The 21,041-nt window shown below is 72.4% G+C and carries 14 protein-coding genes and 1 pseudogene; 9 read left to right on the top strand and 6 right to left on the bottom strand.

What is annotated here, in order from left to right:
- Positions 1–8: 8 nt before the first annotated feature.
- The 3 genes from ER308_RS03555 to ER308_RS03565 form a co-directional block, all read right to left on the bottom strand.
- Positions 9–1,448, bottom strand: coding sequence for an FAD-binding oxidoreductase (locus ER308_RS03555; protein ID WP_131153716.1), 1,440 nt, complete (start codon positions 1,446–1,448; stop codon positions 9–11).
- Between the two features lie 149 nt (positions 1,449–1,597).
- Entirely contained in the window at positions 1,598–3,469 is a 1,872-nt protein-coding gene (locus ER308_RS03560) for a gamma-glutamyltransferase family protein (protein WP_131153717.1), read from the bottom strand.
- 72 nt (positions 3,470–3,541) lie between these two features.
- Positions 3,542–4,561 (bottom strand): cell wall-binding repeat-containing protein, encoded by a 1,020-nt coding sequence (locus tag ER308_RS03565; RefSeq protein ID WP_131153718.1) that lies wholly within the window; start codon positions 4,559–4,561, stop codon positions 3,542–3,544.
- A 179-nt stretch (positions 4,562–4,740) separates the two neighbouring features.
- Between ER308_RS03565 and ER308_RS03570 the strand changes: the two genes are divergently transcribed.
- Positions 4,741–4,938 (top strand): hypothetical protein, encoded by a 198-nt coding sequence (locus ER308_RS03570; RefSeq protein WP_131153719.1) that lies wholly within the window; start codon positions 4,741–4,743, stop codon positions 4,936–4,938.
- On the opposite strand, the gene ER308_RS23345 is transcribed toward ER308_RS03570, so the two are convergent.
- Positions 4,911–6,059, bottom strand: a complete 1,149-nt coding sequence (locus ER308_RS23345; RefSeq protein WP_205745879.1) for an FAD binding domain-containing protein — start codon at positions 6,057–6,059, stop codon at positions 4,911–4,913. The genes ER308_RS03570 and ER308_RS23345 overlap by 28 nt on opposite strands.
- A 174-nt stretch (positions 6,060–6,233) precedes the next feature.
- On the opposite strand from ER308_RS23345, the pseudogene ER308_RS03585 reads away from it, so the two are divergent.
- The 4 genes and pseudogenes from ER308_RS03585 to ER308_RS03600 all read left to right on the top strand — a co-directional run.
- Positions 6,234–6,494: pseudogene (locus tag ER308_RS03585) on the top strand (LysR family transcriptional regulator); the annotation flags it as partial.
- Positions 6,495–6,585: 91 nt separating this feature from the next.
- Positions 6,586–6,846, top strand: a complete 261-nt coding sequence (locus tag ER308_RS21350; RefSeq protein WP_165491790.1) for a hypothetical protein — start codon at positions 6,586–6,588, stop codon at positions 6,844–6,846.
- 151 nt (positions 6,847–6,997) lie between these two features.
- A complete protein-coding gene (locus ER308_RS03595) occupies positions 6,998–8,836 on the top strand; it encodes an alpha/beta hydrolase family protein (protein ID WP_131153722.1) in 1,839 nt (612 codons plus the stop codon).
- 150 nt (positions 8,837–8,986) lie between these two features.
- Complete coding sequence (locus ER308_RS03600; RefSeq protein ID WP_276319885.1) at positions 8,987–14,638, top strand: ATP-binding protein; 5,652 nt, start codon at positions 8,987–8,989, stop codon at positions 14,636–14,638.
- Between the two features lie 24 nt (positions 14,639–14,662).
- Here ER308_RS03600 and ER308_RS03605 read toward each other — a convergent pair whose 3' ends face one another.
- Positions 14,663–15,943: a M23 family metallopeptidase gene (locus ER308_RS03605; protein ID WP_240732050.1), complete on the bottom strand. Its 1,281-nt coding sequence runs from the start codon at positions 15,941–15,943 to the stop codon at positions 14,663–14,665.
- 351 nt (positions 15,944–16,294) lie between these two features.
- On the opposite strand from ER308_RS03605, the gene ER308_RS03610 reads away from it, so the two are divergent.
- Positions 16,295–17,392 carry an adenosine deaminase gene (locus ER308_RS03610; RefSeq protein WP_131153725.1) on the top strand — a complete coding sequence of 366 codons (1,098 nt, stop codon included), beginning with the start codon at positions 16,295–16,297 and terminating at the stop codon, positions 17,390–17,392.
- Between the two features lie 154 nt (positions 17,393–17,546).
- Here the strand turns inward: ER308_RS03610 and ER308_RS03615 are convergent, their stop codons facing one another.
- Positions 17,547–18,272 (bottom strand): potassium channel family protein, encoded by a 726-nt coding sequence (locus ER308_RS03615; protein ID WP_131153726.1) that lies wholly within the window; start codon positions 18,270–18,272, stop codon positions 17,547–17,549.
- Positions 18,273–18,537: 265 nt separating this feature from the next.
- Here ER308_RS03615 and ER308_RS03620 point away from each other — a divergent pair, with 265 nt between their 5' ends.
- From ER308_RS03620 to ER308_RS03630, 3 genes are read left to right on the top strand one after another with little or no spacing between them, the layout of a single operon-like run.
- The gene (locus ER308_RS03620; RefSeq protein WP_205745881.1) at positions 18,538–18,843 is read left to right on the top strand and encodes a hypothetical protein; all 306 of its coding nucleotides are present in this window, start codon (positions 18,538–18,540) and stop codon (positions 18,841–18,843) included.
- 1 nt (position 18,844) lies between these two features.
- Positions 18,845–20,038: a cupin domain-containing protein gene (locus ER308_RS03625; RefSeq protein WP_165491791.1), complete on the top strand. Its 1,194-nt coding sequence runs from the start codon at positions 18,845–18,847 to the stop codon at positions 20,036–20,038.
- Positions 20,035–21,024, top strand: a complete 990-nt coding sequence (locus ER308_RS03630; RefSeq protein WP_165491792.1) for a sucrase ferredoxin — start codon at positions 20,035–20,037, stop codon at positions 21,022–21,024. The genes ER308_RS03625 and ER308_RS03630 overlap by 4 nt, the downstream gene beginning before the upstream one ends.
- Positions 21,025–21,041: the final 17 nt, after the last annotated feature.

Consider the following 21,041-nt stretch of genomic DNA (forward strand, 5'->3'; position numbering starts at 1 on the left):
TCAGACCGTCATCGCCGTCGCACGCACTTCTCGTAGAGATCCAACAACCGCGCATCGGGGTCGTATCGGCCCTTGACCTCCCAGTACCGGCGCCCGCCGTACAGCTCCCAGAACTCATCGAAGGGATAATAGGCCGTGGAGTACAGTGACTTGCGACCACCATGCCCGGTTACCGCCTGCTCCACTCGGCGGTCCCGGTCACCCTCGGCCTCGCCCGGACCGATCGGGACGCCACCCCAGAAGCCGTAGTTCACGTAGAGCGTATCGGGTTCGAGCGGGTAGAGGTCCCAGGGCGCCTCGACGCGTTGCTGCAGCGGGCACAGCCACACCGGTGACAACCCCACGTCGCGGAACAGGTAACGCAGGAACGCCGCGGAGCGGTCGACCGGTACCTCCACGTCCTGCACGATCTGTTCGACCCGGGGGCGGCGCAGGAGCCGATCGAGGCCACGCTTGACCCCGAATCGGTGCTCGAGCGCGATGATCCTCCAGTACACGTCGCTGCGCAGCCAACGCTTGGGCCACAGTCGACGCACCACGGGGTGCTGCGCCCCGAAGGCGCGTGAGCACCAGAACCAGTCGGTGTCCCAGCGCCACAGGTAATCGTGGACCGTGAGGTAGTCGCGGGACCGCTCCCGGATCGACCGGTAGTAGATCCGACGCCCGGTGTAGTCGCTCGTGTAGGGAGCCGTCTCGCTGAACGTGCCCACCGTGAGGTACAGCTCGTCCGGCCCGAACGCCGTGCCGTCGAGGAAGTCCACCCGTTCGCCGTCGAGCTCACGGTCGCGGCACAAGCGCTCGAGGTCGGCGATGCAGTCCTCCGCCGAGGTGTACGGGAGGTGACGCAGCGAGACGTACGGCTGCACCGGCTCGACCTCGATCCGCAGCCGCAACGCGTAGCCGAGCGTGCCGTAGGAATTGGGGAAGGCCCAGAACAGATCGGCGTGCTCGTTGTCGGGCCTCGCGACGACGACCTCGCCGGCCCCGGTGAGGATCTCCATCTCCAGCACCGACTCGTGCGGCATCCCGTTGCGGAACGAGGTCGACTCGATGCCGAGCCCGGCGACCGCACCACCGATGGTGATGGTCTTGAGCTGGGGCACGACCAGGGGCATGACCCCGTGCGGCAACGTGGCCGCCACCAGATCCTCGTAGGTCGTCATGCCGAGCACGTCGCACGTTCCGGAGTCGGCATCCACCTCCAGCACCCCGGCGAATGCGCCGACGTCGAGGCGCCGCTCGGCCCGCTCCCGAGGGCGGAAGAGGTTGGACGTCCGCTTGCCCAGCCGCACGGGGTCCTGTGAACCCGCCAGCTGCGTCTGCAGGTCGGCCCGAGCCCGCTCGTAGCGCGCCGCAACGTCGTCGTCGCTGGCCGCAACGTCGTCGTCGCGCGCCGCAACGTCGTCGTCGCGCGCCGCTCGCCGTGTCAGGCCCTCACGTTGGAACATGCTCAGTCCTCGCCGGTTGCGCACGCAGTCCTACCCCAGGCTCACTACTTTCCCACACACGCACGGGTGATCATCGGGCTTACCCGGTAGACGCTCGGAGCACGCCCGACTCATCGCCGCTCCGAACCACCCCCGCCCGGGCGGCATCGTCAGGGCGCGGCCGGCACCCAGGCACCTTCGCGCCGGGGATCCACGACGCCGGTGACCTCGCCCGCCCCGTGGTCGGCCTCGAGCGCCTGGACCGAGCCGAAGTAGTGCGGGAACGCCGGCTGTGCCAGGCCGTCGTAGCCCGTGGCCCGCAACCGCTCGACGACCTCGGGGGCAGGTTCCTGCTCGACCTGCAACACCCGCCCCTCGAGGTGGTAGCGGTCGGCCTCCACCGCCGCCTCGAGCGACTCACCCTGCAGCCCCCAGCGCACGAGCACCTGCCCGAGCACGTGCGGGATGCGCCGACCCCCGGGCGTCCCCAGGGCGAGCACCGGCCGCCCGTCGTCGTCGACCACGACGGTCGGCGAGCTCGAGGCGACGGTGCGTTTCCCCGGTTCGGGATCGTTCGGGGGCTCGTCGAAGTTGCGCATCTGGTCGTTGAGGAAGAAGCCCAGGGCGTACTGCCCGGAACCGAACATGTTCGACAGCGTGTTCGTCATCGACACCGCGGTGCCATCGGCGTCGATGACGCTGATATGCGTCGTGTCCGTCGGCTCGTGGCCCTCCGAGTCATCAGCCTCCGGGTCATCGGCCTCCGAGTCATCGGCCTCCGGGTCATCGACCTCCGGGTCGGCATCGAGCCCGTCATGGGGCTGCGAGCGGTCGACCGGCAACAGCGCGTCGCGGTCGACCTGCTCGGCGAGGCGTGCGTTGCGGTCCGCGTCGGTGAGCTCGTCGACCGGCACGTCAGCGAAGTCGGGATCGCCGAGGTCGGTGCGCGCGAACGCATCGGACAGGCGCCACGCCATCGCGAGGTTGTGCACGGCGTCGGCGGAGCCCGGCTCGTCATCGGCGACGCCCAGCGCCTCCGCGACCTGCAGCTGCTGGATCATGGTCGACCCCTTCGTCGGCGGGGCGCCGCTCATGACCTCGTATCCCGCGAACCGGCCCCGAGGCACCTCGCGCTGCTCGACCTCGTAAGCGGCCAGCGAATCGCGATCGACCCCCTCGACCGCCTCCGCCAGCTCGTCCGCCAACTCCCCCTCGTAGAACGCCGCCGCGCCACCGTCGGCGAGGCGCTCGAGGGTGCGAGCGAGCTCCTCCTGCACGAGGTCGTCCTCGGCCGCCAGAGGCTCCCCGCCGGGATACAGGTGGTCGAGCACACCGACCGGCATGCCCTCGCGTGGTGATCGGAGCCGCTCGGCCAGCATGTCCGACACCGTGGTGCCGTCCGCGGCCAGAGCGATCGCGGGTTGCAGCAACTCGTCGAGATCCATGGTGCCGTGCTGGTCGGCCATGGCCTGCATCCCGGCGACGAACCCGGGGATCCCGGTCTCGCTCGTCGGCACCTCACCGCTGTCGCGGAGCACGTCGCGGTAGTCGAACGCGACCGGCTCCTCGGCCATCGGCACGACCAGCGCTGCTCCCCCACCGCCCATGCCGGAGCCGAAGGGTTCGACCACCGAGACCGCGAACGATGCGGCCACGGCGGCGTCGACCGCGTTGCCGCCGGCCTCCAGGATCTCGGCTCCCACCTCGGCAGCCTCGGGGTGACCGGCGCTCACCGCAGCCGTCTCGAGGGGCGCCTCGTGCTCCTCGCCCGGTCCCTCGGACTCATCGGGATCGTCCGCGTCGCGAGGACGGTCGAAATCGTGGTCGGGCTCATCCACGCCCGCGTCGTCGGGGCCCTCCGACTCGCCGCGGCCGCGGCCGTGCGAGCCGGGTCGCGAATCGTCCCCCGCCGAGTCCTCGAACTCCGCGGTGTCGGGTTCCCCCGCATCACCCTCGCGGCCGCCGGGCGTGCAGGCGGCGAGCACGGCCGCCGCCAGCAGCAGCACCCCGGCCACGCGCACGGAGTCGGTCAGCCAACGCACCCCTCCGACTCTACGCGGTCATGAAGACGGCGCTCGGTCGACGGCCAGAGGTCAGGCCGGTTCGTGGGATCGTCAGTCGGCCGCCGTGTCGAGCAGCGCACGCACCTCCTCGGCGACCCCCTCGCCCACCGCCGCGGTGCCACCGGCGACGACGACCCGCTCGACCTCCAGCCGCTCGAGCTCCGCGCGCGTTGCCTCGGGGAGCTCGTCCCGACGCGTGAGCAGGAGCGGCGCGCCCTCGCTGGCCGCGGCAGGCGCGGCGGCGAGCGCATCGGGAAAGTCCTCCCCTGTCGCCAGGTAGGCGGTGCGCGCCTCGGTGAGGTCGCGATGGGTCGAGACCTGCGCCGCGGTCTCGTACCGATCGGCACCGGCCACCCGTTCGACGAGCGCGCCCCCGGCGGCCTCGACGGCCTCGTCGACGACCTCGTCGGGCAGCGCCGCCGGACCACCGACCGCGACGAGATCGTCCGGTTCCAGGGTCTCGAGCGCCTCCGCGGTCGCAGCGGGCAGCGTGTGACCGGCCAACAGCATCCTCGCCTCACCGTCTGCGGCGGTCGGGGCGGCGGACAGCGCGTCCGCGAACTCGTCGCCGGTCGCGAGGTAGACGACGTCCGCCCCGTCGGGATGGGTCTCCCCCGCGATGGCGGCGGCGGTCTCGTAGCGGTCGGCACCGCCCGCCCGGTCGGTGAGGTCGAGCGCCTCGGCCACGCTGTCGGACAGCGCGTCCTCGCCACCGACGGCGACACGGGGCTCATCGCGCCCGGCAAGCGCGTCCTCGGTGGCCTCGGGCACGCCGTCGGGTTCGCTGAGCAGCACGGGTCCGTCACCGGCAGCCGCGGCAGTGAGCGCATCCGCGAAGTCGCGGCCGGTGGCGACCCACACGCGCTCGGCCGCAACCCCCGAGGCCAGCGCCGCGGCGGTGGCGAACCGGTCCGCGCCGGCCTCCCGATCGACACCGGACGGGACCGTCAAGGCGTCGATGTCGTAGGCGACGTCGTCGTGCGGGAACCACACCCCGTCGCAGGCTGCGAGCAAGCCCACCGCCAGGACGAACAGGAGCAGTCCGGCGCGCCGTGGTGGGCGACCCTGCACCGGCGAACCCTCCTCGATCCCGCGCCGATCCCTGCACCACACCGTAGGCGGTCCGGGCGGTGGCCGTGGGCCTCCTCGCGCGGGAATCGATGATCGCTCGACCTCGTTGACGGGCGCACGGGTCGTTGTGAGGATCCCGATGCCGCCGGCCCGGTCCGGGCGCCAACGAGGAGAACGAGATGAGCGAGGTCTTGTATCGCCCACAGGTCCGCATCGTGCGCGACCGTGGGCCGAACCGGCGAGCCGAACTCCCCGTGGGGGAATCCGTCCGGTTCGGCGTGCACAACGAGATCGCGGCCCACTACGGGGCCAGCGTGGACGCCGACGACGAGACGTCCACGACCATCGACTACGTCGTGGCGGCGGCGGCCGGGTGACTGACGGGAACCTTCGGCGGTGCGCTGGAGGCCAGGAACATCCCCGCCGATGACGGCCGCCTCGTCGGCCTCGCCGAGGGCGAGGTCGGCCTCGACGGCAAGACGCTCGTGTTGCAACGCATCCACGTTCGGTTCGAGTTGCAGGTCGACCCCGACGCGGATCGGGCGACCATCGACCGTGTCCACGGGTTCTTCGCCGACCGTTGCCCCGTGTACCGGAGCATCCACCCCCAGATCCACTGTTCGACGGAGGTCACGCTCGTCGAGGCGTGAGTCCCGGCCGCACGGCTCTGCGGGCGAGGTGTGGGGTGAGTGCGGCCAGTACTCGAGGATCGACGTCCTGTCGCCGCTTGGTCGCCCGCCCGACCAGGAACGCGAGCAGCGCCACGATCCCGAACGCGGCCCCGAGCGTGGCCGGGTCCTGCAGGCGACCCATGACGACCCTGCCCATGAGCGCACCCGCATCGAGGCTGTCGCCAGCCGGGGCCCCGGCTGCTCACGTCGCCCTCGAGCCACACGGCGGTGCCCGCGGCCACGATCGCCCAGTCGCCGACGCGCCGTTCGACCTTCTCGTAGGCGCTGCCCGCACCGGTGCGGACCGGCAGCCGGATCTCGGTGAGCATCTCCCCGTCGTCGACCGCGGACTGGTAGGGGCCGCGATGGAACTCGTCGATCGGCACCGTCCGCGATCCCTCGGGTCCGCGGATCACGAGCTCGGCGCGCAGGGCCTCGCAGACGGTGGACAGGTCCTCGGCGGGGTCGGCCTGACAGAGCGACCCGCCGATGGTGCCCCAGTTGCGCACGACCGGGTCCGCGATGACCCGCTCGGCGTCGTGCACGATCGGGAAGTGCCGCCCGATGACCGAGGACTCGAGCAGGTCGCGACGGCGGGTGAGCGCACCCACCCGCACCTCCCCGGCCTGCTCGACGACGTAGTCGAGCTCGAAACAGTCGTTGATGTCGACGAGGCACTCGGGCCGGGCCAGCCGGAGCTTCATCATCGGCAGGAGCGAGTGACCGCCGGCGACCACGCGCGCCTCGGGCCCGAAGCGCTTGAGCAGCGCGAGGGCGTCCTCGACCGACTCGGCGCGGGCGTACTCGAACTGCGCAGGCACCTGCATCGCGTGCCACCTCCGCATCGTGCGCCCGCCATGGACGCTTCGACCCCGAACGATTTCAAGGTACGCTCCGGCGGTCAAGGGGTGGATGAAGGGTTCGCTTAACCTGGCTACGCGACGGTGGGCCTTCGTGCCGGGGATGTCCGTACCGACCACCCGACCGGCGGTGGAGCCGGGATGACCTTCGCCCAACTGCGCGCGTTCGCCGCCGTCGTGCGGCTCGGGTCCGTGACGGCCGCGGCGGCGTCGTTGGGCGTGAGCGAGCCCGCCGTCTCGTCCGCCGTCGGGTCGCTCCGGCAGGAGTTCGAGGACCCCCTGCTGATCCGAACGGCATTTGGCCTCACACCGACCCCGGGGGGCCGCGCCCTCGCGGGCCGCGCCGCCGAGATCCTGGGCTTGGCAGAGGAGGCCGGCCACGCGGTTCGCACGACCTCGGCCGTCACCGACTGACACCCGACAACGTGCGGGTGTCACCCACCACGCCGCCGCGCTCGCCAGCGCCGCCGACGGCGGGGGCGTCGCGCTCACCATGGAGCACGTCCTTGCCCGCGACCCGAACGCACCGCGTCTCGCGATCCTCGACGTCCGCGGCACACCGGCCAACGCACTGTGGTACGCGACCACGCTCGACACCTCGCGCGCGCCACCGCTCGCCGCCGAGCTGCAGCGGTTCCTCGCGACACCCGAGGCGACCCGCGTGCTGTTGTCGGCGCGCTCGGGGGTGCCCGCCCGGCGGGCGCCCACCACCCCGCACGTCACGCTGTGGAGCGGCCCGTCACCGCGCCGATGACTGACCGGTGGCGGGACCGGCAGCCGGCACGCCCCGCTCCCAGAATGGCCGGGCCGCAGGAGCGGCACCGCAGGAACGGCACCGCAGGAACGGCACCGCAGGCGCGGCACCGACGGACGGACCCAAGCCCCAGCCCGGAAGGCGCACGACCATGTCGAACGACGTCCCCCTGATCCCGCGCGAGGCCCTGTTCGGCAATCCGGAGCGCGCGAGCCCTCGGATCTCCCCCGACGGGCGTCGATTGGCGTGGCTCGCGCCGGACGACGGGATCCTCAACGTCTGGGTGGGCGAGGCCGACCTGTCGGCGGCACGGCCGATCACCGGCGACCGCGATCGCGGGGTCCGCACCGTGGCCTGGGCGCACGACCACCGCCACGTCCTCTACGTCCAGGACGAGGGCGGGGACGAGAACTGGCGACTGCACGCCGTCGATCTCGAGACGGGCCACGACCGGGACCTCACCCCCTTCGAGGACGTGCAGGCCCGGGTCGTCGAGTTGGACAAGCGGTACCCCGACGACGTGTTGGTCGGGTTGAACCGGGACAACCCCGAGCTGCACGACGTGTATCGACTGCACCTGCCGACCGGCCACCTGGAGCGGGTGCTCGAGAACCCGGGCTTCGTCGGCTTCGTGGTCGACACCACGTTCCGGGTGCGGGCAGGCGTGGAGCCGCAGCCGGACGGGGGGCACCGGATCATGGTCCGCGACGACGCCGAGGGCGACTGGCGGCCCCTGCTCGACGTGCTCCCCGAGGACGCGCTCACGACCGATCCCGTGGCGTTCGATCGCGACGGGGAGCGTTTGCTCGCGATCAGCTCGGTCGGTGCGAACACCGGCCGCCTCGTGTCCCTCGACCTCGCGACCGGTGCCGAGGAGGGCCTCGCCGAGGACCCTCGACACGACGTCACCGACGTGCGCCTCGACCCGGACACGCGACAGGTGCAGTGGGTGAGCTTCCTGCGCGACCGACTCGACCACGAGCCGATCGACGCGAGCATCGCCGACGAGCTCGCGGCGCTCACCGAGGCCGAACGCGGGGACCTGTTGTTGCTCGACGAGGACGACGCCGACGCCACGTGGGTCGTGGCCTACCAACGCGATGACGGCCCCATGCGCTACCACCGTTACGATCGCACGTCCCGCGCGTTGAGCTTCCTCTTCGAGGTCCGCCCCGCGCTCGGTGGGTACGAGCTGGCGCGCATGGAGCCGTTCCGCGTCACCGCGCGGGACGGCCTGGAACTGCCCGGCTACCTGACCGTGCCGCCCCGGGCGGAGCCGCGAAACCTGCCCACCGTGCTGCTCGTCCACGGCGGTCCCTTCGCCCGCGACGCGTGGGGCTACCACCCCGAGGTGCAGTGGCTCGCCAACCGCGGGTACCTCGTGTTGCAGGTGAACTTCCGGGGTTCCACGGGGTACGGGAAGGCCTTCGTGAACGCCGGCGACCGCGAGTGGGGAGCCGCCATGCACGACGACCTGCTCGACACGGTGGACTGGGCGATCGACCAGGGCTACGCCGACCCGGCGCGGGTCGCGATCTACGGCGGCTCGTACGGCGGCTACGCGGCGCTGTGCGGCGCCGCCTTCACGCCCGAGCGGTTCGCCTGCGCGGTCGACCTGGTGGGGATCTCGAACCTGAAGACCCTGATCGAGTCGTTCCCCCCGTACTGGAAGCCGATCATCGCCCAGTTCCACGCTCGCGTCGGTCACCCCGAGCACGACGAGGCGTTCCTCTGGGAACGCTCGCCCCTCTCGCGCGCCGACCGGGTGTCGATCCCGCTGCTGATCGCCCAGGGGGCGAACGATCCACGGGTCAAGCAGGCCGAGTCCGAGCAGTTCGTCGAGGCGCTCCGAGCGCACGGCATCGATCACGAGTACCTGCTGTTCGAGGACGAGGGTCACGGGTTCGCGAAACCGGAGAACCGCATGCGCTTCTACGCCGCGGCCGAGGCGTTCCTGGCCCGCCATCTCGGCGGCCGTCAGGAACCCTGAACGCGTCGACTTCCCCACGAGCGGATCGCGGCGAGCTGCCCTAGGATCCAGCGCAGCGGCCACGACCGGTGCGGAGGGCCAGCCATCGAGTTCACCAACGACCGCGTCGCCGCCGACGGTCCGACGGGCAGCACGCACGAGCTCCGCCGGATCGCCATCGTCAACCGCGGGGAACCCGCCGTACGGGCGATCCACGCGATCCGCGAGCTCGAGCACACCGATCCCCGCGGACGCGTGGCGATCGCGCTGCACACCGACGCCGAGCGGGCCGCGATGTTCGTCCGCGAGGCCGACGAGGCCGTGCGCATCGGGCCCGCCGCCGGTGAGCCGCCGGCCGAGACCAGCCCCTACCTCGATCTCGACGAGCTCGCGCGTGCGCTGACCGAGGCCGGGGCCGACGCCGCGTGGGTCGGCTGGGGCTTCGTGGCCGAACACGCCGGCTTCGCCGACCGCTGCGAGGAGATCGGCGTCACCTTCGTCGGACCCTCGGGCGAGGTCATGCGTCGACTCGGCGACAAGATCGGCGCGAAGCGGCTCGCGGAGCAGGCCGGGGTGCCGGTCGCACCCTGGAGCGGCGGTCCGGTCGCGAGCGCGGACGAGGCCCGCCGGCACGCCGACCACATCGGGTACCCCTTGGTGGTCAAGGCGGCAGCGGGTGGCGGCGGACGCGGCATCCGCGTGGTGCACGAACCGGACGAGCTGGAGACCTCGTTCGAGCGAGCACGCGACGAGGCGCGCCGCGCCTTCGGCGACGCGACCGTGTTCATGGAGCGCCTCGTCTGCCGCGCCCACCATGTCGAGGTCCAGATCGTGGCCGACGGGCGGGGCGGGGTGTGGACACCGGGCGTACGGGACTGCTCCACGCAACGGCGCAACCAGAAGGTCCTCGAGGAGTCGGCGTCCCCGGCTCTTCCGGAATCCCGGGAGGCCGAGCTGCGCGAGGCCGCCGCGGAGCTCGCCCGCCTGGCCGAGTACCGGGGCGCGGGCACCGTCGAGTTCCTGTACCAGCCCGCCGAGGACCTCGTGGCCTTCCTCGAAGTCAACACGCGCCTCCAAGTCGAGCACACCGTCACCGAGGAGGTCACCGGCCTCGACCTCGTCAAACTGCAACTGCACGTCGCGGAGGGCGGCCGGCTGGAGGGCGACCCCCCACCGGCGCACGGGCACGCCATCGAGGTCCGCCTCAACGCCGAGGACGTGGAGCGCGCCTTCACACCCGCTCCGGGGACCATCGCGCACCTCGCCCTGCCGGCGGGGCCGGGGATCCGCATCGACACCGGCGTCGCCGAGGGCGACGTGATCCCTCCCGAGTACGACTCGATGGTCGCCAAGGTGATCGCCTGGGGCGCGGATCGGAGGAGTGCCCTCGGACGCCTCGGCCGCGCGCTGACCCAGACGACCGTGCTGGTGCGGGGCGGAACGACGAACCGCGCCTTCCTGCTCGACCTCGTCGAGCACCCCGACATCGTCGACGGGCCGGTGGACACGGGCTGGCTGGACCGCTTGGCCGCCGACGGGTACGCGTTCCGCACCCGGAGCGACGTCGCACTCATCGAGGCCGCGATCGAGGCGTTCGAAGAGGAGGCCGAGCACGCGCGCAACCGCTTCTACGCCGCCGCCGCCCGCGGCCGGCCCCAGGCATCCACCGAGGTGGGCCGAACCATCGATCTGCGCGAGGGCGGCGTCGCCTACCGCATGGGGGTCGCCCGGACCGGCCCGTCGCGCTACCTCGTCACCGCCGCCGGTCGACGCATCGTCGTGGACGTGGAGCGCCTGCGCGCGTTCGAGCGGCGGCTGTCGGTGGGCGATCAGCGACACCGGATCGCCTCGATCGCGCACGAGGCCGAGCGGCTCATCGAGGTGGACGGCATCCCGCACCGCATCTCGCAGGACGACGCGGGTCTGATCCGCACGCCCGGCCCGGGACTGCTCGTCGCCCTCACCGTGGAGGAGGGCGACGACGTCGAGGCGGGCAGCACCGTCGCCGTGCTCGAGAGCATGAAGATGGAGACCGCGCTCGCCGCGCCGGTCTCGGGACGGGTCCGAGAGGTGCTCGTGAGCGCCAACGTCCAGCTCGATGCCGGCACGCCGGTCGTGCGCCTCGAGCCCGAGCCGGACGATCGCGCGCGAACCCGGGCGCGGCCCGCCGACTTCGGCGCGCTGGCCACGGCGAGCGCGCGACATCCGGACGACCCTCGGGACCGCGAGCGGGCAGCCCTCGACGCGATGCGACGGCTCGTTCTCGGCTACGACCTCTCGTCGCGGGTGGCCGAGGAGCTCGTCGAGGAGCTCGAGTACGCGACGCCCGCTCACGGGGGGGACGAGCCGGCGACCTTCGACGCCGAGGTCACGGTCCTGCGCATCTTCGCCGACCTCGCCTCGTTGTCGCGAAATCGACGGATCGGGGACGAAGAGGACCGCGCAGAGGCCCGAGCCGCCCGCGAGTACCTGCACGCGTTCCTGCGATCGCTCGACGTCGATGCCGAGGGACTGCCCGACAGCTTCCGCGCGAAGCTGGAGCGGGCACTCGCGCACTACGGGTTCAGCGACCTCGAGCGGACCCCGGCGCTCGAGGAGGCCCTCTACCGCGTCCACCTCGCCCAACAGCGGGCGGCCGCCCACGTCCCCGCGATCCTCGCGCTCCTCGAGCGACGGATGCGTGCCCGGCAACCTCCGGACGAGGAGCGCGGCGAGGCGCTGCGCGAGGTCCTGGACCACCTGATACGCGCGACACAGGTCCGCCACCCGGTCGTGGGCGACCTCGCGCGCCGGGCCCGACACCGCTGCTTCGAGGAGCCACGCCTCGAAGCAGAGCGCGCGGCGGTCTACCGCGAGGTGCGTCGCCACCTCGCCGCTCTCGTCGAGCAGCCCGACGCCCCGGACCGGGACGAGCGGATGGCCGCGATGGTCGCCGCGCCGCAACCGCTGCTGGGCATGCTGGAGGACCCCCTCGTCGCGGTGGGTGGCCTGCACCCGATGCTGGAGGTGCTCACACGCAGGTACTACCGGACCCGCGAGATCCGAGAGGTCCGCTCGGTCTCGCCCCCGCAGGGCGGCTGGGAACCGGCCGGGGCCGCTCAGCGAGGCCACCACGACGCGGTCGTCGCCGACGTCGCCGATCAGCGGGGCCACGGCCGGGTGGTGGCCGTCGCGACGAGCCGCGAGGAGCTCGACGACGCGATCGTCACCGCCGACGCCCTCACCCGCGACCTGCTCGACGACGCGGGGGCCGGCGCGGTCGCCGACATCTATGTCGCCTGGTTCGATCCGCCGAGTGAGCCCGATGCGCTCGCGGCGGCCGTACAGCGCGCCCTCGACGGCCTGCCGTCGGGGACGTGGTTGCGCCGGGTGACGTTCTCGGTGACCACCGCCGCCGCCGGGAACGTCGGGACGGCGGAGGACGCCGCCGCGCGCCCGGCGAGCGCCGGCCTGCCGACGAGTCGACCGTCGCGGGCCGCACGCCCCGAGGTGCAGCACCTCACGTTCCGCCGCGACGAAGCCGGGCACTTCTCCGAGCGTCGACACCTGCGGGGGATCCATCCGCTCATCGCGGGGCGCCTCGATCTCTGGCGGTTCGAGCACTTCGCGCTGTCGCGGCTGCCGTCGGCCGACGGCGTGTTCCTCTTCCGCGGCGTCGCCCACGAGAACCCCGCCGACGAGCGGCTCTTCGCCCTGGCCGAGATCCGCGACTTCACCCCCGTCCTCGACGCCGACGGGCGGGTCACGGCACTCCCGGAACTCGAGCGGGTCTTCGCGGAATGCATCGCGGACCTGCGGCAGGCCCGCGCCACCTACCCGCTGGAGCGCCGACCCGAGTGGAACCGGGTCCTGCTCCACGTGTGGCCGCAGGTGGACCTCCCCCTCGACGAGGTCGACCCGGTCGTGCGGGCCCTCGCCCCCATGACCGAGGACCTCGGCCTCGAGCAGGTCCAGGTACACGCGCGCCTGGGTCAGCCGGACGGGAGCTTCCGCGAGGCGGTCGTGCGCATGTACCGGCCTCCCGGGCAAGGGCTGACGCTGCGGGTCACGGACCCCTCGACACAGCCCCTGCAGCCGCTCGACGAGATGACCCAGAAGGTCCAGCGCGCCCGGCGGCGCGGCACGATCTATCCCTACGAGCTCGTGCCCCTGTTGCTGCAGCGCCCCGACGAGGATCCCGCCGGGGCGAGCCCCGGCCGGTTCACCGAGTACGACCTCGGCGACGACGGCACGCTCACGCCGGTGGATCGTCCCTACGGCCAGAATCGCGCGAGCGTCGTCGTCGGAACCGTCAGCACTCCGAGCGATCGTTACCCCGAGGGCATGCACCGGGTCGCGCTGATCGGCGACCCCACCAAGGGCCTCGGGTCACTCGCCGAGGCCGAGTGCCGACGCATCAACGCGGCGCTGGACCTCGCCGAGGAACACGGCCTGCCGGTGGAATGGTTCGCCGTGTCATCCGGCGCGCGGATAGCGATGGACTCCGGCACCGAGAACATGGATTGGATCGGCCGGGTCCTGCGCCGCATCATCGAGTTCACCCAGCAGGGCGGCGAGATCAACGTCGTGGTCACCGGCATCAACGTCGGCGCCCAGCCGTACTGGAACGCCGAGGCCACGATGCTCATGCACACCAAGGGCATCCTCGTGATGACGCCGGCCAGCGCCATGGTGCTCACCGGCAAGCAGGCGCTGGACTACTCCGGCGGCGTGTCGGCGGAGGACAACTTCGGCATCGGCGGCTACGACCGGGTCATGGGCCCGAACGGCCAGGCGCAGTACTGGGCGCCGGACGTCAACGGCGCGCTGCGGGTGCTGTTCGCGCACTACGACCACGGGTACGTCGCGCCGGGCGAACGGTTCCCACGTCGCGCCCACACCGTCGACCCCGCCGAACGTGACGTCCGCGAGGCCGCCCACGACGCCGAGGGGCTCGAGTTCACCCGCATCGGCGAGATCTTCGATGAGGGGACGAACTCCGGGCGGAAACGACCGTTCGACATCCGCGCGCTCATGCGCGCGGTGGCCGATCGTGACCACAGGCCGCTCGAGCGCTGGGCCGACATGGCCGACGCGGACACCGCGGTCGTGTTCGACGCGCACCTCGGCGGGTACCCGTGCACGCTGCTCGGGTTCGAGTCGCGCCCGGTGCCCCGGCGTGGCTTCCTGCCGGCCGACGGACCGGATCAGTGGACCGCCGGCACCCTCTTCCCACACTCCTCCAGGAAGACCGCCCGGGCGATCAACGCCGCGAGCGGCAGCCGCCCGCTCGTCGTGCTCGCGAACCTCTCGGGCTTCGACGGGTCACCCGAGTCGTTGCGGGAACTCCAACTCGAGTTCGGCGCCGAGATCGGGCGCGCGGTCGTGAACTTCTCCGGGCCGATCGTGTTCTGCGTCGTCTCCCGGTACCACGGCGGCGCGTTCGTGGTGTTCAGCCGCACGCTCAACGACGGGATTGAGGTCGCCGCCGTCGAGGGCGCGCACGCCTCCGTGATCGGGGGGCAACCGGCCGCCGCGGTCGTGTTCGCGGGGGAGGTCAAGAAGCGCACCGAGGCGGACCCGCGCGTCCAGGAGCTCGCGGCGCAGATCGAGGGCGCCGACGAGGGCGAGGCCGCCCGGCTGCGCGCGCGCCTGGACGAGGTCCGCGGCACGGTGCGCGCCGAGAAGATCGGTGAGATGGCCGCCGAGTTCGACCGGGTCCACGACGTGGAACGGGCCCGCGACGTGGGGTCGATCGACACGATCATCCCGCCCGAGCGGCTCCGCCCCTACCTCGTCGATGCGGTCGAGCGTGGCATGACCCGCGCACTGACCGATCCCTGATGAGGGCCCGCTGCCGGCGGAACGCTAGCGGCAGGCCTCGCTGATGTGCGGGTACGGGTTCTCGGCCTCCCCGTCGAGGTAGCGACCGAGGTGCAGATGCGGCGGGGTGTGCCGGGCGTTGCCGGTGGTGCCGACCGTGCCGATCACGTCGCCCGCCTCGACGCTGACGCCCGACTCGATGTCCTCGTCGATCTCGTCGAGGTGAGCGAAGTACCAGCGCACGTCGTCCTCGGAGCGGATGTTCACCGTCTTGCCGCCCAGGCCGCTGCTCGAGCCCGGGCTCCAGTCGTCCGTCTCGTCCACGCGAGCGACCACGCCGTCCTCGGGCGCGTGGATCGGCTCGCCGCGGTCGGCGAAGATGTCGTTGCCCTCGTGCAACCGGCCCCCGGAGCGCGGGAAGTGCCAGTCGTCGATGAAACTGCCGGACGGCACGGGGCAAACGAGGTCGCCGTCGGCTCGGGCGGCCTCCTCGGCCTCCTCCCGCCGGGTCGCCAACTCCTCGGAGATCTCCTCGAGCAGGCCCTCGGCCTCGTCGCGGTCCTCCTCGATCTGCTCGACCAGGCGCTCCTGCTCCTCGCGCTGCTCCTCGACCTCGTCGCGCAGCTCCTCCTGTTCCTCGAGCAGCTCCTCGACACTCTCCTCGGAGCGCTCGGCGGACTCAAGTTCCTCGTCCCGCCGGTCACGGGCGCCATCGGCCTGTGCCCGCGCGATCCGCGCTTCGTCGTGGAGGTCGGCCAAGCGCAGCACGTTCTCGTTCTCGTGCTCGAGGATGTGCTCCAGCTGGTGCAGTCCCTCGACGACGTCCTCCGTGCGGTCCTGGTTGAGCGCCGCGTCGAGCAGTTGCAGGGCACTGGTATCGCCGTACTTGTAGGCGTACGCGAGCTGACGCTCGAGTAGCTCCTCGCGTTCCTCGAGCTCCTCCTCGGCCTCCTCGACGCGCTCCTCGGCTTCCTCGTAGCGCTCCTCGGCCTCCTCAAGGCGCTCCTCGGCGGCCTCGCGCTCCTGTTCGGCGATCTCGAGCTGCTGGTCGATCGCGGAGAGCTCGGACTCGACCTGCTCGAGCTTCTCGGTGAGCTCGGTCAGCTTCTCGCGGGCCTCCTCGAGCCACTCGTTGAGCTCGTCGAGCTCCTCCTCGAGCGCTTCCTCACGCTCGGGGAGCTCCTCGCCGCGCTCGATCAGTTCGTCGAGGTCGTCGTCACCGGAGTCATCGTCGTCCGCGTGCACGACCGGCGCGAACACACCGAGCGCGAGCAGGCCCGCCATCAGCCACGCGCTCGTCCGTCCCCACCAGGTCCAGGTGTTCACCCGCAACAACGACCCCTCGCGGCACGCCATAGTCGGACACGCTCAGTTAGCCGGGGAACCGGCAGCTTGAGCCATCCTAGTGCAATTCGGACGTCGCCACCGCCCACGGCCGGACCGTCCGGTCGGCCAGCACCCGAGTGTCCAGCACCCGACCGCCGCGGCTCCCGGGGGCTCCGACGCACAAGCGCCCGCATCCCTTGTGGTGCGCCGAGCGGCGGAATCGCTCCTCCTTCGGCCACCCGTTGAGTGGGTTCCGGCCACGCGGCGGGTCGCGAGCACCGGCTGCTAGGTTGCCCTTCCTGCCCACCGACCTCGTCGGGCCACACCTGCCGTGCCGGACCGGAGCCAACCATGATCAGCCACGACCTCATCGAACGCGCCCCGAAGGTGCTGCTGCACGACCACCTCGACGGCGGCCTGCGCCCGCAGACGGTCGCCGAACTGGCCGACGAGACCGGGTACGACGGGTTGCCCACGTCAGACCCCCACGACCTCGCCCAGCACTTCGTCGACACCGCACGGCGCGGCAGCCTCGAGGAGTACCTCGAGGGGTTCGCCCACACCGTCGGGGTCACGCAGACGCGCGAGGCGCTGCAGCGGGTCGCGCGGGAGGCGGTCGAGGACCTCGCCGACGACGGCGTCGTCTATGCCGAGATCCGGTTCGCCCCCGAGCTGCACACGATGGGGGACCTCGAGCTCGACGACGTGCTCGAGGCCGTGCTCGACGGCGTGCACGCAGGGCAGGCCACACGCGACATCACCGTCGCCGTGATCTGCTGCGCGATGCGCACCGCCGCACGCAGCTACGAGATCGCGGAGGTGGCCGTCCGCTGGCGCGAGCAGGGTGTCGTCGGCTTCGACATCGCGGGGGCGGAGGCCGGGTTCCCGCCGACCCAGCATCTCGACGCGTTCCAGCTCGCTCTCCGCGAATGCTTCCACATCACGGTGCACGCCGGTGAGAGCTTCGGTCCGCGGTCGATCTGGGAGGCCCTCCAGTGGTGCGGGGCCGAACGCCTCGGCCACGGTCTGCGGATCGTCGACGACATCACCGTCACCGACGACGGGGACGTCGAGCTCGGCCGCCTCGCCGGCTACGTGCGCGACCGACGGATCCCGCTCGAGATGTGTCCCACCTCGAACGTGCACACCGGGGGCGCGCGCTCGATCGCCGAGCACCCGATCCAGCTTCTGCGCCAGCTGCGCTACCGCGTGACCGTCAACACCGACAACCGGCTGATGAGCGACATCACCATGTCCGGCGAGTTCACGAACCTCGTCGAGGCGTTCGACCTCGGACTCGACGACCTGCAGTGGCTCACGGTCAATGCCATGAAGAGTGCCTTCTGGCCGTTCGACGACCGTCTGCGGCTGATCGAGGACGTCATCAAGCCGCGCTACGCCGCCCTGCGCGAGCCCGCCACCGCTGGCCCCCGGGACGCGGCGCGCTGAGGCGTCACTCCTCGCCGTCGCGGTAGCCGAGGGGCAGGAGGTACCCCAGAGCCAGCAGCGTCAGCAGCACCCCGGCGCCGAACGGGAGCACGATCATCAGATCCATGATGCGCAGGATGGCGCGCGTCACCGCAGGACGCAAACGCGCTGGCTCTCAGGGACGCTCGCCGTCCGCGGACGCCTCGTTCGCATGCGCCCCGTCGGCCGGCGCCTCGTTCGCATGCCCCCCGTCGGCCGGCGCCTCGCTGTCGTCGCTCGGCACCCCCACGATGCGGTCACCGCGGCGCAGCCGTCCCAGCGACGGGTCATCGTAGCGCATGAGCCGCCCGTCGCGGACCACGGCCAGGGCGACCTGACCGCTCGCGTCGTCGACCGCTCCCCCGGCCTCGGCTTCGCCCACCTCCCGCTCGGCGAGGGCGAACCCCTTCGCGGTGTGCAACAGGTCGTCCACGACCTCACCGAGATGCGGATGGCGCATCGTCACCCCGAGCAGGCGCCCGGACGCCTCCGAACTCGTGATCGCCGCATCGGCCCCGCTCTGGCGCAGGAGATGAGCGTTCTCCTCCTCCCGGACGGCGGAGACGATCGTCGTGTCCGGGTTGAGCTCGCGTGCGGTGAGGGTGATCAGGACCGCACTGTCGTCGCGGTTCGGCGCGACGATTACCGCGCTCGCCTCCCGCACGCGGGCCTCCTCCAGCACGGCCACCCGCGAGGCGTCCCCCACGATGGCCGTGAAGCCGTCGGTGCGGGCCTCGTCCGCGGCGGCGGGCTGCGACTCGACGACCACGATGTCGTCGTGGTCGACGCCGTCGTCGACGAGCGCGCGAGCTGCCGAACGACCCTTCACTCCGTAGCCGCAGACGAGGTAGTGGTCGTGCACGAGTGACCCCCACGGGCGCCATCGACGGGGTTAACCCGCCGCGCACCCAGCCGACTCTCGCTGGGTTCCAGGGACGCGGCCACCGCAGTGACCGCTTCGGCCCAGGATAGCCGCGCTCGGTGAAGCGAGCGCCGGCGGACCCGACCCCTGCCCGGAACCTCCGGGAGTGGCGCCGGGGCCTGCAGCGGGTAGCGTGCCCGGGGACGCCTCGATGCGGGACCATCGAGACGTTCCCACCGCTTCCAACGAGCCGAGAGGAACCGCCATGGAGCCCGAGCGCTTGGACGACGAGGACATCGAGACCGTCACGGACGACGACGCTGCCGAGGACGGCCGCGACCGCGATGCCGCCGACGGAGCCGACGCGGACGGAGCCGACGCGGACGGGACCGACACCGCGGACGCCGATGCGGCCGACGCCGATGCCGCCGATGCCGATTCCGCGGACACCGATGCGGCCGACGCCGACGCCGCCGATTCCGCGGACGCCGATGCGGCCGACGCCGACGCCGCCGACGCCGACGGGGCCGACGGGGACGCGTCCGACCGGGCCGACGGGGACGCGTCGTAGCGTGCGGGATCCGGCCGCCACCCTCCTGGGCGATCCTGACCTGTTCGCCCGGCAGACCTTCGGACGCGAGATCGCTCGGCGTGATGTGCCCGACGCGGCGGGGCTGCTCGGGCTCGACGACGTCGACCACCTGCTCGCGGACACCGCGTTGCGCGCCCCGGCGTTCCGGCTCGTGCGCGAGGGTCGCGCCCTCCCCCCCGAGCAGTACACGCGGCGGGCGCGCATCGGGTCGCGGACCGTCACCGATCTCGCGGACGTCGAGGCCGTGCACCGCCTGATCGGTGAGGGCGCCACCCTCGTGCTGCAGGGGCTGCACCGGTACTGGCCCCCGGTGACCCGGGCCTGCCAGGCGCTGGAGCACGCGCTCGACCATCCGGTGCAGGCGAACGCGTACCTGACCCCACCCGTCGCCGCGGGCCTCCACGTGCACGGCGACCCCCACGACGTGCTCGTCGTGCAGACCTGGGGCCGCAAGCGCTGGCAGGTGTGGCCCCCGGGCACCGATCCGAACGACCCGGGCGACCCGGCGCTCGACGACGATCTACGGCTCGGGGACGTGCTGTACCTGCCGGCCGGCACGCCGCACGCGCCGCGCACGATCGATGCCGCGTCGCTGCACCTCACCGTCGGGATCCGCTCCCGGACCTGGCGCGAACTCGTTCGTCGCGCCGTCGACGATGCGCTCACGGACCCGCGCTACGACGAGCCCTTGGCCGCCGGCTGGACGAGCCGGCTCGACGAGGTCGCTGCCGGCCTGTCACGCGAGCTGCAGCACGTCGGTCGCAGCATCGCCGAGCAGGACGCCGCACAGCTCGCCACGGCCCACGCCGTGGAGGCGATCGGTCGGCGACCGGCACGCCATCAGGGCACCCTCCCCCTGTTGCTCGATCCCACCGCGCTCACCGACGGCACCCGGCTGGAGAAGGTCGGCGGCCACCCGTGCGAGGTCGTCGAGGCGGGCGCCCGCGTGGAGCTGGTCCTCGCGGATCGGCGCCTCCGGGTCCCGGGCCGCGCCGCAGGAGCGGTGCACGCCGTCGCTGCCCTCGAACGCCTCACCCCCGGCGACCTCTCCGACCACCTCGACGAACACAGCCGGCTCGTGTTCGCCCGGCGCCTCGTCCGGGAGGGGTTGCTGCGCCCGGTGCCCCCCGAACGGGACGACGCGCCGTCGTCCCTTGTCGGTGGTCGACCGTGAGCGCACCGGGGACCGGCGCGACCTCGGTCCGCCTGCCGCGTGACGGCTGCGCGGCCCACGCCCGGCGCGAGGACGAGGATCCGGCCGGGACCGCCTCGACCGTACGGCGCTGGTTGGTGGTCGAGCATCCCGGGCCGTGGGGGCGCGACGCCGTCACCGACACCCGCCTGTCGGAGGAGGCGCGGGCCGCGCTCGAGCGAGCGCAGCACGAGAGCGGCGCACGGGTCCTGCTCGCCCGGCGCCACGGCCAGCGTGGGACCGACGGGCACCGGATCCTCGCCGGGGTGACGACGGCACGCCGTCGGTGGCTGCAGCGCTTCGAGGTGGACGATCTCGCGGACCTCGCGACCGTGGACTGGTCCCCGCTCGCGGCCCGTCGGCGACTGCCCGACGCCGAGGAGGTGGATGGCCCGCAGCTGCTCGTCTGCACCCACGGACGTCACGATCCCTGCTGCGCCGAACACGGCCGGCCGCTGGCGCGTGCCCTCAGCGCGGTCGAGCCCGCTGCCACGTGGGAGGCCTCCCACGTGGGGGGCTGCCGTTTCGCGGCGAACCTCGTCGTGCTGCCCGAGGGGCTCTACTACGGTCATGTGGACGCGCACGCCGGCCCGGGCATCGTCTCGGCCCACCGCACGGGGCGGCTCTCGCTCGCGCACCTGAGAGGGCGCTCCAACCTGCCCTTCCCGGTCCAAGCAGCCGAGATCGCGCTGCGCCGGTCCACCGAACTCGACGGTATCGACGACCTCGAGGTCGCCTCGCGCACCGACCAGGGCGGGGACGTCTCCGTGGTCTTCACCGGTCCCCACGGGGGGCGATGGCGCGTCACGGTGCGCACCGAGCGCGACCAGGAACCACGGTTGTTGTCCTGCCACGGTCGACCGGCGGTCCCGCCACGCTACGAGCCCGAGATCACCCCGCTCGCCCCGTGGGACGCGGACGGTTCGCCAACGGGTGGTTCACCAACGGGCGGTGCGCCATCGGGGTGAGCCACCCCGGACACAAC

The sequence above is a fragment of the Egibacter rhizosphaerae genome, assembly GCF_004322855.1.
Taxonomy (GTDB): domain Bacteria; phylum Actinomycetota; class Nitriliruptoria; order Euzebyales; family Egibacteraceae; genus Egibacter; species Egibacter rhizosphaerae.

What these genes read in the sequence shown, in the direction of transcription:
- ER308_RS03555 (WP_131153716.1), bottom strand. Translation starts at nt 1,448, where the DNA reads ATGTTCCAACGTGAGGGCCTGACACGGCGAGCGGCGCGCGACGACGAC.
- ER308_RS03570 (WP_131153719.1), top strand. Translation starts at nt 4,741, where the DNA reads ATGAGCGAGGTCTTGTATCGCCCACAGGTCCGCATCGTGCGCGACCGT.
- ER308_RS23345 (WP_205745879.1), bottom strand. Translation starts at nt 6,059, where the DNA reads ATGCAGGTGCCTGCGCAGTTCGAGTACGCCCGCGCCGAGTCGGTCGAG.
- ER308_RS21350 (WP_165491790.1), top strand. Translation starts at nt 6,586, where the DNA reads ATGGAGCACGTCCTTGCCCGCGACCCGAACGCACCGCGTCTCGCGATC.
- ER308_RS03595 (WP_131153722.1), top strand. Translation starts at nt 6,998, where the DNA reads ATGTCGAACGACGTCCCCCTGATCCCGCGCGAGGCCCTGTTCGGCAAT.
- ER308_RS03610 (WP_131153725.1), top strand. Translation starts at nt 16,295, where the DNA reads ATGATCAGCCACGACCTCATCGAACGCGCCCCGAAGGTGCTGCTGCAC.
- ER308_RS03620 (WP_205745881.1), top strand. Translation starts at nt 18,538, where the DNA reads ATGGAGCCCGAGCGCTTGGACGACGAGGACATCGAGACCGTCACGGAC.